The organism is Variovorax fucosicus, from assembly GCF_030316825.1.
Taxonomy (GTDB): Bacteria; Pseudomonadota; Gammaproteobacteria; order Burkholderiales; family Burkholderiaceae_C; genus Variovorax; species Variovorax fucosicus.
In genome coordinates, this window is sequence record NZ_JASZYU010000002.1 from 220984 (window position 1) to 233426 (window position 12443).

The window sequence follows — 12443 nt, forward strand, 5'->3', positions numbered from 1 at the left end:
ATTGGAGAATCGCTGAAACTTCGGTTCCAGTTGGTTTCGCCACATCCCACGCAATGCCATCATTTATCGTGGCAAGGTTAGTGGAAAGAACGAGATGCCGCGGAAAGCGATCGAGCTAGGTGCGCTGCAGGTCAGCAGATTGATGAAACTGGGTGCGCACGCTGTGGGTGGTACGCAGGCTAGCGACCGGGATGTACTGCTGGCCTGGGAGTCCAGTCAACAGGTCATGTAGCGCCCTGGGCGATGGTTCAGCGTGACCATGAGGTTCAGGATCAGTGCGCTGGTGATCGACCATGCAATGTTCTTCGGGTCGACCACGGCCAAAGCCACCATGAAGATGGCTGCATCGATGGACATCAACACCCGACCCGCTGGCCAACCGCGACGGCGCTGGAGATGGAGCGCGAGGCTGCTGGTACCACCCACGCTGGCACCGTGCCGGAACAAGGCCAGAAGTCCGATGCCGATCAAGACCCCACCCGCCACCGCAGCAAAGCCTGGGTGCAGTTGGCCCACGACGAACATCGCGGACAGATGGTCCAGCATGAGCGAGATCAGCGCCACGACGCCGAATGACTTCAGGCTGAAGCGCGTTCCGAGGGTGGCCCATGCCAATGCGAAGAAAGGCAGGTTGAGCAGGAACAGCGAGAGACCCGTGTCCCAGCCGGTGGCATAGTGAAGCAGGAAGGCCGCGCCCGACAGTCCGCTGGTCAACAGCCCAGCATTCTTCAGGAAGTACAAGCCCAAGCCGATCATCAGTCCGCCGGACGCCAAGGCAAACCCGTCCTCGAATACTGAATGGGGCAGCGCGACCTCACGCGTTCCGCTATCTACGGTTGGCATGACCGCCGGACTCGTCGATCATCAGCCGCAATGCGTCGGCCAAAGCACAGATGGCCTGCTGGATCTCGCCGTCGCTGGCAGTAACGAACGACAGGCGCAAGGTGCGTGGATCGCCCTCCCTCGCGTAGAACGGCGCACCCGGCACGAACGCGACACCACGCTCCACGGCCATCGGCAGGAGCCGTGCGGCATCGATGCCCGTCGGCAGCCGAAGCCACAGGAACATGCCGCCTGCGGGGCGGTTGATCTCTACGTCGAGCCCGCTCATCTCGCGATCGAGCGCCGCCAGCATGACGTCGCGCCGCCGCTTGTACAGCGCACGGATCGTCGGCACGTGGCGGTCGAGAAAGCCGTTCTTCAGCACCTCCGCTACCAGCCGCTGGTTAAAACCCGGCGTGTGCAAATCGGCGGCCTGTTTGGCCTGCAGCAGCTTCGGGTAGATCGCCTTCGGTGCGACCAGGAAACCCAGCCGCAGGCCCGGTGCGAGCACCTTGGAGAACGAACCCAGGTAGATGCAGCCCTCCGGACTGCGCGCGGTCAGCGGCAAGGGCGGCGCCTCATCGAACCAGAGATCACCGTAGGGGTTGTCCTCGACGATGGGCAGGCCGATGCGTGCGGCCGCATTGACCACGGACTTGCGGCGCGCCTCATCCATTGTGCGGCCGGTCGGGTTCTGGAAGTTGGGCAGCAGGTAGGCGAATCGCGCGCCCACGGACTGGGCGATCAGGTCGTCGACGACCACGCCGGCTGCATCGCTGCGCACGCCGACGATTGTCGGCTGCATCGGCCTGAAGGCCTGCAGCGCGCCGAGATAGGTCGGTGTCTCGACCAGCACCTTGCTGTCGGTATCGATCAGGATTTTGGCGATCAGGTCGAGCCCTTGCTGCGAGCCGGTAGTGATGAGCACCTGCGCGGGGTCGACGTTCCAGGGCAGCATGGCGGCCACGGCCTCGCGCAGCGGCGCATGGCCTTCGCTCGATGCGTATTGCAATGCGGCCTTACCGTCGTCGCCGAGCACCCGGTTGCAGGCCCGCGCGAACTCGGCGATCGGGAAGGTCTCCGGCGATGGCAGCCCGCCGGCCAGGCTGATCACGTCGGGCCGTTCGGTGACCTTCAGTATCTCGCGAATCACGGAAGGATTCATCCGGGCCGCACGCGCGGCCAGCGTCCATGGCGCGATCAAAGCTTGAAATCCTTCGCCTGCTTGATCACTGCGGCCTTGTCGAAATCGTTCACCTCGTCGATCAGCTCGTTGGTGAAGACGCTGTTGGCATCGCCGATCTCTGCCGCCAGTTTCGAGTTCTTGCTGGTTTCCGCCGCAGTGTCGATGTTGGCCTTCCATTCTGCGAGGCTCGAGGCGCCGATTCGCGGATCGGCATCGTTGTCGCGCCGCATCCAGTTCTGCTTGCGGTCCTTGAGGATGAACTGCAGTTCCTTGCGCGCCTCGTCCTCGGACTTCGACTTGGGCTTGCTTTCCGGGTACAGCGCCCAGTGGATGTTGATGGCCTGGTCCAGGTTGGCATTGGCGAAGAGCGTGGATTTGGCAATGCCGCGGAACAGTCCGACCAGCGCCTTGCGGTCTTCCTTCAACGTCTTCTTCTGCACGCAGAGCCAGCCCGTGCCGACCTCGGCGAACTTTGGCGTCAACGGCACGTACCGCAGTGCGATGCCCAGTATCTCGATGCGGGCGGCGAAGGTGTCGTACGTCACGATCGCGTCGACCCGCTCCTGCATCAGCGACTGGCCGGCCGGGCCGCCATCGCCCACCGCGATGTACTGGTTGGCCGTGTCTTCCAGGCCGAGCTCGAGCAGCATGGTCTTCATCGCGACGATGCCCGGGTCGCCCTGACTGCGCACGCCGATGCGCTTGCCCTTGAGGTCAGCCACGGTCTTGATCGGGCTGTCCGGCCGGACGACGACGACGTTGGCATTGCGCGGCAGCCATTTGTACGCGGCGATGAGTCCGAGCGATGAGTCCTTGGCGAGCGCCGGCAGGTAGATGCCCGGCGATACCGGGCCGAATGCCACCTGGCCGGTGATCAACCCCTGCATCGCCTGCGTCATGCTGCTCATGTTGACGTACTCGACGTCGACGCCTTCCGACGCGTAGTAGCGCAGGCGCGGATGCTGTCCGGCGGTGATGAAGGCCTGCTGCGCATCGTTGACGCCGGCCGAATTTGCGACCTTCATGACCTTCAGGGTCTGAGCCGCAGCCTTGGTAGATACCGGACCCAGGCCAGTGCCGAGTGCACCCAGGGCGAGGTTGAAATGCCTTCTGTTAATCATGGGGGACCTTGTCGATGAAATGAATGGAGCGGACGGAAATGGATGTCAGGTACTGACGCTGCGGCTGGTGCTCTCGACCGGCATCCAGTGCAGGGTGCGGCGCTGGATGCGCCTAAGCAGGCTGGTCAGCACGATGCCGATGAACGACAACACGATGAAGACCGAGAAGCTGCCACCGGTGTCCATCTGGGCGTCCATCTGCAGGATCAGCACGCCGAGCCCGGCCTGCGCACCGACGAACTCGCCGACGATCGCACCGACCACCGCGAAGGCGGCGGCCATGTCGAGCCCCGCGAAGATGTAGGGCAGCGCGCTCGGGAACTTGGCCTTGCGGAAGATCTGCCAGGGCGTGGCGGACAGCGATCTCAGGAGGTCGATGCGGTCGGTGTCGATCGCCTTGAAACCGGCGATGCTGGTAACCAGCACCGGGAAGAAGGTCAGCATGCAGACGATCGCCACCTTCGAGCTGATGCCGAAGCCCAGCCACATGACGATGATCGGCGCGACAGCCACCTTGGGCAGGCTCTGGAAGGCCGCAACGTAGGGCTGAAGCACGGCCTCGACGCGCGGCATCTGCGAGATGCCAACGCCCAGCGCGAGCCCGATGGCGCTGCCGATGAAGAAGCCCATGAGAATCTCGGCCAGCGTGACGAAGGTGTGGAACCAGAGACCGTCCTTGGCCAACGGCGTCGTCGCGAGACCGCGCCATAGCGCGGAGACGACGTCGCTGAACGGCGGGATCAGGAACTTGGGCACCTGGAAGACGCGCACGCCGACCTCCCAGACGACGAGCAGCGCGACCAGCAACAGCAGCGAATTGAAGCGGCTCGATCGCAGCATGCGGCCAAGGTCGAAGGCACGCGCCTGGCGAATGGCCGATGCCGGGCGGGAGGGAACGGCGGAGATGGGACTGGACATGGAGCACCTCGGGGTAGACGGTCAATCGAAGGAACCGGTGTGGTCGAACAGCTCGCGGATCTGGTGGGCCACGGACGTGAAGTCCGGCGAGGCCATCGAATCCATCGTCCGGGGACGAGGCACGTCTACGCGGATGACGCGCTCAAGCGAACCGGGGCGCGGCGTCATCACGAACACGACGTCGCCGAGAAAGATCGCTTCGGGAATCGAGTGCGTAATCAGGATCACCGTCTTGCCGCTCTCGCTCCAGATGCGCTGCAGTTCGAGGTTCATCTGCTCGCGCGTCATGGCATCGAGTGCACCGAAGGGCTCGTCCATCAGCAGGATCTTCGGGTCGTGAAGCAGCGCCCGGGCGATCGATGCGCGCTGCTGCATGCCGCCGCTGAGCTGGCGCGGCAGCTTGTGCTCGAAGCCGTCGAGGCGAACCATGTGCAGCAACTCCATGGCGCGCTTGCGGGCCTGCTTCCGATCGAGGCCGAGGACTTCGGCCGGAAGCATGACGTTCTCCAGGATAGTCCGCCAGGGCAGCAGGATCGAGCTCTGGAACACCACGCCGATGTCGCGCCGCGTGCCGCGGATCGGTTGCCCGTCCATCGTCACACTGCCTTCGGAGTAGTCGAGCAGGCCGGCGACGATGCGCATGAGCGTGCTCTTGCCGCAGCCGCTCGGGCCGACCACCGAGACGAAGCTGCCCTTCTCGATGCTGCAGTTGATGTCGTTGAGCGCCAACATGCCGCCGGCGCCGGGTTCGCCGAAGATCTTCGACATGCCCTTGATCTCGATGTAGCTCATGGTTGCGTGGCTCCCTGACACGGTGATTCGGGATGTCCTTCGAGGAAAACGATGACGGCCTGCGCCACCTCGGCCGGCGCCTGCAGGCAGGTCGCATGGCCGACACCGGGCAGCAGTACTGGTCGGCTGTCCACGATTTGGTTGGCGAGATCGAAGGTGAGGCGGGCCGGCACGACCTGGTCGCTGTCGCCGGCGAGCAGCAGCGTGGGCGCCTGGATGGCCGACAACGGCACATCAAGCGTGCCGGCGACCGCGACGGATCGCAGCTCGGCACGTTTCGAGCCCGGCTGCACGCGGGCGAAGATGTCGCGCAGCGCCGGCCTTTGCACGAGAAATACCTCGGGAAAGAACAGCCGTGCCAGTTCCTGTGCACTGTCGGGCAGACCGAGGCGCAATTCCTGGATCAGCCGGCTGCCTTCGGGATCGAGTGCAGCCAGCGAATCCGGCAGTGCCCAGGTGCTGCCCAGCACGAGCCGATCGACGCATTCCGGATGAGCGATAGCAAGGGCCTGCGCCACGCGTCCCCCGAACGAGCTGCCGAAGACATGGGCTCGGCCGATGCCGAGCCCGGCAAGCAGTGCTCGGGCGTCCAGTGCCAGTTGGGCGAGTGTCGCGGGGACGAGGGGCGACGTCGTCTCGCCGCAGTCCCGCTGGTCGTAGGCAATGACGGTGTAGTGGCTTGCAAGGTATGGCGTGATGTCGTCGAACATCTGCCGGCTCGCTTCGGCGCCGTGCATGAGCAGCAGCGGCGGGCCATCGCCTGTGACCGTGCAGGCGGTCATGGCGTCGCCTGTGGCGATGTAGGAGGTCATGGCTGCGGCGCCTCTTCGTCAAGCCAGAATGTGAGCTCGATCTTCAGTCCCTTGGGATCGCTTACGAAGATCTGGTGCAGTGGCCAGCCCGGGACCGGTGCTTCGTCGTAGGCAATGCCGTGTGCCGACAGATGCGCTCGCGTCGCCTGCAGGCCATGTGACCGAAACGCGATGTGGTCGAGCGGCCCGGTGAGCGGAACGCCTGCCGGCGGCAACGCATCGGGAACATCCGCGATCGCGTAAAGATGCACGATCGGCTGGTCACCGGCGTAGAGCCAGTAACCCGGCGCTGGAATGTCCGGGCGTGCGCCGACCGTCAGGCCGATATGCCGGGTGTAGAAGTCCCGCAGCACGTCGAGCTCCGACGTGGTGCAACGTATGGTGTAGTGATGCAGGGCACTGACGGGCATGCGAACTCCTTAGGCGTTGCGGGGCGTCAGGCGCCGAGCAGCTTGTCGAGGACCGATGCGAGTTCGGCCGCCGGGTCGCCGGGCGTCCAGGGCATGCGCCAGGCGACGTGACCGTCCGGGCGCACCAGCACAGCGCCGCGCAGCCCGATCAGCAGACCCTCGGCCTCGCATTCGGCTTCCATCTGTCGCACCTCGATCGGCAAGCCGCGCGCCTCGGCGACGCGTGCCGCCGCTTCCTTCCAGGCTTCTGCCTTCATACCGACGACGAGCACGAAGTTCTTGTCGAACCAGTCCAGCGTCGAGAACTTGCGGGCGAGGTCCAGCCAGATGTGCGGGAACCGGCCGCCCGGGCGATCGCTGGGCTCGTAGTGGCGCGTCCGGAGGGCTGGCTTGGCGGTACCGTCAGGAATCACGGCGCCCTCGTCGTAGCTGAACCCCAGGCTCTGGCCGACGCTGTGGACGTGGTTCTCGGTGTCCTTGATCCAGAAGTTGATGCGGTCGATGTTGCCGTTGCGGAACGCCTTGTCTGTCTCGAGAAAGCGCAGCGTGTTCGCGTAGCTGAAGTCGGCATTCGATTCCGCCACCGGCCGCCGCTCGAGGTCATAGCTCTCGACCAGGCGCGGGCTCGCCTTGCCCTTGAGCACCAGGTTCAGCTTCCATGCGAGGTTGTGCGCGTCCTGGATGCCGGAGTTCATGCCGTAGCCGCCGCTCGGCGGAAAGCGATGCGCGGCGTCGCCGACCAGGATCACGCGCTTCTTCTGGAAGGTGCTCGCCACCTGCCGGCTAAGCCGCCAGACCGAACGGTTGATGACCTCGACGTGGAGGTTGGGAATGCCGGTGTGGATGCGGGCCATCTTGACGACCTCCTCATCGGTGCGAGCGCCGACCCGCTCATCCTTCTCGTTGCCAATGTGGATCAGGCTCAGCCAGCGGTCCTTGCCGTTGGTGTTGAGGACGGACGCCATCGGCACGCTCGGGTCTCGCGGCACGACACGGAACGCAGCCGTGTTGGCGGCGCCGCGGATGCGCGACAGGTCGGCCTTCCAGTAGTCGTTGGCCATCACTGCGAGCGTCGACGGGCCGCGCATGTCGATGCCGCTCACGCGCCGCACACTGCTGCCGGCGCCGTCGGCCGCGATCAGGAACTGCGCGTCGCAGGTGGTCGTCTCGCCGGTCTTCAGGTTGCGCACAGTAACCTGGACGCCATCCGCCCTCTCGGCGTAGTCGACGAATTCTGTTGAGTAATTTATCTGCCCGACCGTAGTCTTCTTCGCCAGGACCAGCAGCTCTTCCTCCACCGCGTCTTGCGAGAGGATGCACTTCCAGGCCGGCGACTGGCCGATGTTTACCTCGGGCAGCGTGCGCCCGTATTCATGGCCGGCCATGGCGTCGACGAAGGCGAACATGTCCGAGTTGTCGGGAAGGCCACGGGCCCGCATACGGTCCTCGATGCCCCATTGCCGGAAGATCTCCATCGTGCGGCTCCAGCAGCCGCGCGCCTTGGGATGGTCTGTCGTTCCCGACGCGCGCTCGACCAGCACATAGTCGATGCCGAAGCGGTCCATGAGGATGGCCATCGACAGGCCGACCGGGCCGGCGCCGACGATGAAGACCGAGGTTCGTTTGGACGGCGTTGAAGTGGATGAGGATGTCATGGGTACTCCAGGGAAGAGTCGTGGGGTGGATCGGTGGCTCAGGGGCGGATGGCGTCCAGCGTGTAGTGGAGATCGGGTGCGGGCGTGACCCATCGCGCGGCAAGCGACGCGAGCATGCGCACCGCCAGCACCTCGTGCTCGCGCCATCGGCCGCGCGTACCGAAGACGTTGAAGGTCGCGATGCACCGGTTGCCCTGCAACATCGGTACGTTGATCGCCGCATTCAGGCCGAGGGGCGCCATCTGGCCATAGTCGTCGAACAGCTCGGCCAGCACCTCGCCGCCTTCCGCGACGACGACGCGCCCCTCGCCGAAGAGCGTCCGGGTCCAATGGGTCAGCCGCTTGCGTTTGCGGCCCGCGACCGGGAATTCGCCGCCGTTCGACGAATACAGCCGCTGCAGCTGCACCTCGTTGGGCGGATCGTTCGCAGTCGTCACGTTGAGGTTGATGCTGAAGACGCCAGGGCCGACGAGCAGCCGACGGAAAGCGTCGATCTGGCGCATGGCGCTTTCGACGTCTCTGGCGTCCGACAGCTCGTCGAACAGGTTCAGGCAGATTGCGGGCGGCAGCATGGGTGGTTCTCCAGGAGTTCGAGTCATCGGCCGACGGCGTAGCCCTGCATGCCGCAGGCGTTGGCCGCGGCGCGCAGCACGATGCGTCCGGCGCCAACCCGCACTTGGCGACCGTGAAATGGCCGAAGTCGGCGGTCAGTGGCGAGTCGACGGCAACCCGCCAATCCGCCATGTCGTTGATGCACGGCAGGCCGGTGTGGCGCTCGCCGCTGCTGTCGCGCACCGCCTGCTTCCTGCAGCACGCATCGATCTGCTGCGCGACGAAGCCTTGCGGCGGCTTCGATTTCACCGGTGCGCGTCGACGCCTCGCGCCGCGCGGTCTCCACGATGCGCTTGTAGGTCGCGGCCAGCGCCGGCCAGCGGAACAGCGAGCCGGGCACCGGCACGCGGCCGTCCACGAGCCAGACGTCGGCGCACGATGTCCATTCGCCGACAAACAGGTCGCGCACGCCCAGGATCGCCAGCGCCGGCATCCACCCCTGCGCGTTGACGGCTGCCATGCGCTGCGCGGACTCGCTCCAGAAGAGGATCGGCACTTCGTCTGCCGGGCCGTTGAGGTGCGGCTCGACGACCTGCAGCTCGAAGCCGCCGGCTGCGGTCGCATCGAAGGTGCAGCCGCCACACTCCAGCACGCTCATAGCCACCTGCGAGGCCAGCCAGTGGGTGGATGAAGCGACACCGGAGGTACCTGTGATTTCGGGGCGGGTCATGAACATGACTGGAAGTCTAGGAGCCTAGAATTCTCTTTTTTCGCGATATTCTGATATTTCTATAACCATAGGGTTAATTAACTTCATGCAGCCGATCGGACACGACCGCGCCGAACTTCTTCGCCACACCCTGCTCTCGCGGCTGAAACTGCGTCATCTGTCGCTGCTGCAATCGATCCAGCGCAACCAGACGCTGAGCCGGGTCGCGATCGAGATGCGGCTGAGTCAGCCCGCCATCACCAAGAGCCTTCAGGAGATCGAGGAGATCTTCATGACGCCGCTGTTCACGCGCACGCGGCGCGGCCTGGTGCCGACGCCGGCCGGCGAAGCGGCGCTCAACTACGCGCTGCTGTCGCTGGCGGACCTGGAATCGACCAGCAAGATCCTGACGGCCATCGACACCGGGCTGACCGGCCGCGTTCGCATCGGCATGACACCGCACGTGCCCGAAGCCCTGCTGTTGGCGAGCTTCGCGCACCTGCTGGGCCAGACGCCGCGCGTGGCCGTGATGGCGAAGGAAGGCACGACCGACGAACTGGTGGCGGCGCTCAGCGCGCGCGAACTCGATTGCGTGATCGGCCGGTCGCTCCATGCGCACACCGACATCCACATCACCCAGGAAGCGATCTACCAGCAGGTGCCCTGCATCCTCGTGCCGACCCGCAGCCGCGCGCGGCTGTCGAAGGGGCCGCTCGACTGGCGGCGACTGGCCGGCTTGGACTGGATCATGCCGCCGCCGAACACGCCGATGCGCAGGACCTTCAATGCAATCTTTATGGGCGCAGGCGTCGCGCCGCCGGCACCGATCGTCGAGACCTCTTCGCTGAAGACCATCGAAGCCGTGCTTCGGCGCGAGCCCAACGCCGTCACGATCCTGGCACGCGACGTGGCCGCGGAAATCGGCGGCGACGGGTCGTGTGCGCCCCTGCCCTACGAACTGTCGTGGAACCTGCCGCCTATCAGCTTCTTCGTGGCGCAAAGCATCGCGCAGCAACCCACCGTGAGACTGCTGGCTAATGCGATACGGGAGGCCGCTGCAAAATTACCGAAATCCTAAAGGAGGGGGGTGAAGATTCTTTTGTGACGATGCTTACGGCGTCGTATGCATCGACAAAGGCCCAAGCTGTTGATTGCCGCCGAAAACTGCCCCGCTTAACGCAGTAATTTCCGTCCAAGACGTGACCCACGTAAAACCCTACCCCGTCAATTATTAAAACAAGGGGTCCTAGGAGTGATAGACGTGACGACATTGAGTGTCTTTCGATCGCTTCCGTCGAGAGCCGCTTCGGAGTCAGATCAGTGCCGCGTCAGACGATGCGCGTCTCGAGTTCGCCCAGGCCGGCTGCGCGATTTCATCGTCCAGCAGTTCGCGGCGGACGGCAGCGCGGTCACTTTGCCAGATGCTCCTGCAGGAACTCGATGAAGCGCTGCGTCTTCGCCGGCAACAAGCGGGTTTCGGTCAAGGCGTAGACCGGTATCGGTTTGCCCTCCCAGTCGGGCAGTATCCGGCGCAGCCGGCCGGCCGCCAGGTCCTCGGCGGCGATCTCCACGGGCAGAAGTATCACGCCCAGGTCCAGCGTGGACAGGCGCCGGAACATGCCGACGCTGTTGACATGGAACCGCCCTCCGACTTCGACCTCGACGGTCTCGGCACCTCGGTGCAGCGCCCATTTGCCGGCCTTGGGAAAACCCAGGCACTCGTGCTGCGCCAGGTCGGTGGGGTGCGTTGGCTCGCCCGACAGCTCCAGGTAGCGGGGCGACGCATAGGCCCGCACCGAAAGGCGGGCAAGCAGCCGCGCAATCAGGTTCGAGTCCGCTGACTCGCCCATGCGGATGGCCACGTCGAACGGCTCGGTGACCAGGTCCACGCGCCGGGGCGTGAGATCGAGATCGAAGGTGATGCCCGGGTAGCGGCGAGCAAATTCCACGATCAGCGGCGCCATGTAGATCATGGCGAAGTCCACGGGCAGCGACGCGCGCAATACGCCGCTCGGCTGCGCCAGCATCTCCCCCAACTGCTCGTGGGCGATCCGGGCTTCGTCGACGATGCGCCGGCAGCGCTCGTAGTAGAGCTGCCCGGCTTCGGTCAGCTCGACCTTGCGCGTCGTGCGATGCAGGAGACGCAGGCCAACAGCCTTCTCCAAGGCACTGATTCGTCTGGACAGGGTCGAGTTCGGCACGCCTGTGGCATCGGCCGCACGGCGAAAGCTCAGCGTGCTGGCGACCTCGACAAACAAAGCCATGTCATTCAGTAGCTCCACTTTGATTGCGCCAATTTTGGATCAATGTTTGCCATTTTACCGTCTTTATCTCTCCCGTAGATTAATCAAAGATACATCCATCGCACGCACATCCCAAGGAATTCAACATGAGCCAACTGCTCACTCCCGTTCGCATCGGCCGCTACATGGCGCCGAACCGTCTCGTCATGGCCCCGATGACCCGCTCCCGCGCCGACGGCGACGGCGTTCCCAGCGACCTGACGGTTGCCTACTACGCCCAGCGCGCCAGCGCCGGCCTGATCATTTCCGAGGGCGTGTTCCCGTCCGCCATGGGCAAGGGCTACGTGCACACGCCCGGCATGGAAACCGAGGCCCAGGTTGCGGCCTGGAAAAAGGTGACCGAGGCCGTGCACGCCCGCGGCGGCCGTATCTTCATGCAGCTGATGCACTGCGGCCGGGTCTCGCACCCTTCGCTGCTCGATGGCGCAACGCCCGTCGCTCCCTCGGCCATCAAGCCCGAGGGCCAGGCGTGGACGCCTGCCGGCCAGGTCGACTTCGTCACGCCCCGCGCGCTGAGCCTGGCCGAGATTGCCGGCGTCATTGACGACTACGCCCAAGCCACCCGCCGCGCCATCGACGCGGGCTTCGACGGCGTGGAGCTGCACGCTGCCTCCGGCTACCTGCCCGAACAGTTCCTCTCGTCGGGCAGCAACCAACGGCAAGACGCCTACGGCGGTTCGGTCGAAGGCCGTGCCCGCTTTGTGCTGGAAGTGCTGGCCGCGATGGTGGCGCAGGCCGGTGCCGACCGCGTCGGCATCAAGATTTCGCCGGAGATGAACTACAACAGCATCACGGATGCTGCGCCTCAGCAAACCTATACCTACCTCGTCGACAAGCTGCGTGGACTGGGCCTGGCCTATCTGCATGTCGCCCTGTTTGGTACGAAGGTCGACTACCACGCCCTCCTGCGCCCGCGCTTTGAAGGCGCGTACCTGATCGGCGGTGGCCTCACCCAGGACAGCGCCGAAGGCGTGCTGCGCGAAGGCAAGGCTGATGCAACGGTGTTCGGCAGCGCCTTCCTTGCGAACCCCGACCTGCCGGAACGCTTCCGTGTGGGCGCTGCGCTCAACGCAGCCGACCGCAACACTTTCTTCGCACCGCCTACGGCCAAGGGATACACCGACTATCCGGCGCTGGCCGTGGCTGAAGCAGCCTGAGGCGAG

12 protein-coding genes and 1 pseudogene are annotated in these 12443 nt (G+C 65.0%); 2 read left to right on the top strand and 11 right to left on the bottom strand.

The window, feature by feature from the left end:
• Positions 1 to 216: 216 nt before the first annotated feature.
• The 10 genes and pseudogenes from QTI05_RS13195 to QTI05_RS13240 form a co-directional block, all read right to left on the bottom strand.
• Positions 217 to 843, bottom strand: a complete 627-nt coding sequence (locus QTI05_RS13195; RefSeq protein ID WP_286539197.1) for a YitT family protein — start codon at positions 841 to 843, stop codon at positions 217 to 219.
• Positions 827 to 1987: an aminotransferase-like domain-containing protein gene (locus QTI05_RS13200; RefSeq protein ID WP_286622393.1), complete on the bottom strand. Its 1161-nt coding sequence runs from the start codon at positions 1985 to 1987 to the stop codon at positions 827 to 829. The genes QTI05_RS13195 and QTI05_RS13200 overlap by 17 nt, the downstream gene beginning before the upstream one ends.
• A gap of 35 nt (positions 1988 to 2022) precedes the next feature.
• The gene (locus tag QTI05_RS13205; protein ID WP_286621641.1) at positions 2023 to 3129 is read right to left on the bottom strand and encodes an ABC transporter substrate-binding protein; all 1107 of its coding nucleotides are present in this window, start codon (positions 3127 to 3129) and stop codon (positions 2023 to 2025) included.
• Positions 3130 to 3174: 45 nt separating this feature from the next.
• On the bottom strand, positions 3175 to 4047 hold the full coding sequence (locus QTI05_RS13210) for an ABC transporter permease (protein WP_286621643.1): 873 nt from the start codon (positions 4045 to 4047) through the stop codon (positions 3175 to 3177).
• A 21-nt stretch (positions 4048 to 4068) separates the two neighbouring features.
• Positions 4069 to 4839, bottom strand: coding sequence for an ABC transporter ATP-binding protein (locus QTI05_RS13215; protein WP_286539192.1), 771 nt, complete (start codon positions 4837 to 4839; stop codon positions 4069 to 4071).
• On the bottom strand, positions 4836 to 5651 hold the full coding sequence (locus QTI05_RS13220) for an alpha/beta fold hydrolase (RefSeq protein ID WP_286539190.1): 816 nt from the start codon (positions 5649 to 5651) through the stop codon (positions 4836 to 4838). The genes QTI05_RS13215 and QTI05_RS13220 overlap by 4 nt, the downstream gene beginning before the upstream one ends.
• Positions 5648 to 6061 (bottom strand): VOC family protein, encoded by a 414-nt coding sequence (locus QTI05_RS13225; RefSeq protein WP_286621644.1) that lies wholly within the window; start codon positions 6059 to 6061, stop codon positions 5648 to 5650. The genes QTI05_RS13220 and QTI05_RS13225 overlap by 4 nt, the downstream gene beginning before the upstream one ends.
• A 26-nt stretch (positions 6062 to 6087) precedes the next feature.
• Positions 6088 to 7716, bottom strand: a complete 1629-nt coding sequence (locus tag QTI05_RS13230; protein ID WP_286621647.1) for an FAD-dependent monooxygenase — start codon at positions 7714 to 7716, stop codon at positions 6088 to 6090.
• A gap of 38 nt (positions 7717 to 7754) precedes the next feature.
• A complete protein-coding gene (locus QTI05_RS13235) occupies positions 7755 to 8288 on the bottom strand; it encodes a GAF domain-containing protein (protein WP_286539187.1) in 534 nt (177 codons plus the stop codon).
• Between the two features lie 94 nt (positions 8289 to 8382).
• Positions 8383 to 9004: pseudogene (locus QTI05_RS13240) on the bottom strand (gamma-glutamyltransferase); the annotation flags it as partial.
• A gap of 79 nt (positions 9005 to 9083) precedes the next feature.
• On the opposite strand from QTI05_RS13240, the gene QTI05_RS13245 reads away from it, so the two are divergent.
• Positions 9084 to 10055, top strand: coding sequence for a LysR substrate-binding domain-containing protein (locus QTI05_RS13245; RefSeq protein ID WP_286539185.1), 972 nt, complete (start codon positions 9084 to 9086; stop codon positions 10053 to 10055).
• A 331-nt stretch (positions 10056 to 10386) separates the two neighbouring features.
• On the opposite strand, the gene QTI05_RS13250 is transcribed toward QTI05_RS13245, so the two are convergent.
• Positions 10387 to 11259, bottom strand: coding sequence for a LysR family transcriptional regulator (locus tag QTI05_RS13250; RefSeq protein ID WP_286621652.1), 873 nt, complete (start codon positions 11257 to 11259; stop codon positions 10387 to 10389).
• Positions 11260 to 11366: 107 nt separating this feature from the next.
• Here QTI05_RS13250 and QTI05_RS13255 point away from each other — a divergent pair, with 107 nt between their 5' ends.
• Positions 11367 to 12437 (top strand): alkene reductase, encoded by a 1071-nt coding sequence (locus QTI05_RS13255; protein ID WP_286621654.1) that lies wholly within the window; start codon positions 11367 to 11369, stop codon positions 12435 to 12437.
• Positions 12438 to 12443: the final 6 nt, after the last annotated feature.

What these genes read in the sequence shown, in the direction of transcription:
- QTI05_RS13195 (WP_286539197.1), bottom strand. Translation starts at nt 843, where the DNA reads ATGCCAACCGTAGATAGCGGAACGCGTGAGGTCGCGCTGCCCCATTCA.
- QTI05_RS13200 (WP_286622393.1), bottom strand. Translation starts at nt 1,987, where the DNA reads ATGAATCCTTCCGTGATTCGCGAGATACTGAAGGTCACCGAACGGCCC.
- QTI05_RS13205 (WP_286621641.1), bottom strand. Translation starts at nt 3,129, where the DNA reads ATGATTAACAGAAGGCATTTCAACCTCGCCCTGGGTGCACTCGGCACT.
- QTI05_RS13210 (WP_286621643.1), bottom strand. Translation starts at nt 4,047, where the DNA reads ATGTCCAGTCCCATCTCCGCCGTTCCCTCCCGCCCGGCATCGGCCATT.
- QTI05_RS13215 (WP_286539192.1), bottom strand. Translation starts at nt 4,839, where the DNA reads ATGAGCTACATCGAGATCAAGGGCATGTCGAAGATCTTCGGCGAACCC.
- QTI05_RS13220 (WP_286539190.1), bottom strand. Translation starts at nt 5,651, where the DNA reads ATGACCTCCTACATCGCCACAGGCGACGCCATGACCGCCTGCACGGTC.
- QTI05_RS13225 (WP_286621644.1), bottom strand. Translation starts at nt 6,061, where the DNA reads ATGCCCGTCAGTGCCCTGCATCACTACACCATACGTTGCACCACGTCG.
- QTI05_RS13230 (WP_286621647.1), bottom strand. Translation starts at nt 7,716, where the DNA reads ATGACATCCTCATCCACTTCAACGCCGTCCAAACGAACCTCGGTCTTC.
- QTI05_RS13235 (WP_286539187.1), bottom strand. Translation starts at nt 8,288, where the DNA reads ATGCTGCCGCCCGCAATCTGCCTGAACCTGTTCGACGAGCTGTCGGAC.
- QTI05_RS13245 (WP_286539185.1), top strand. Translation starts at nt 9,084, where the DNA reads ATGCAGCCGATCGGACACGACCGCGCCGAACTTCTTCGCCACACCCTG.
- QTI05_RS13255 (WP_286621654.1), top strand. Translation starts at nt 11,367, where the DNA reads ATGAGCCAACTGCTCACTCCCGTTCGCATCGGCCGCTACATGGCGCCG.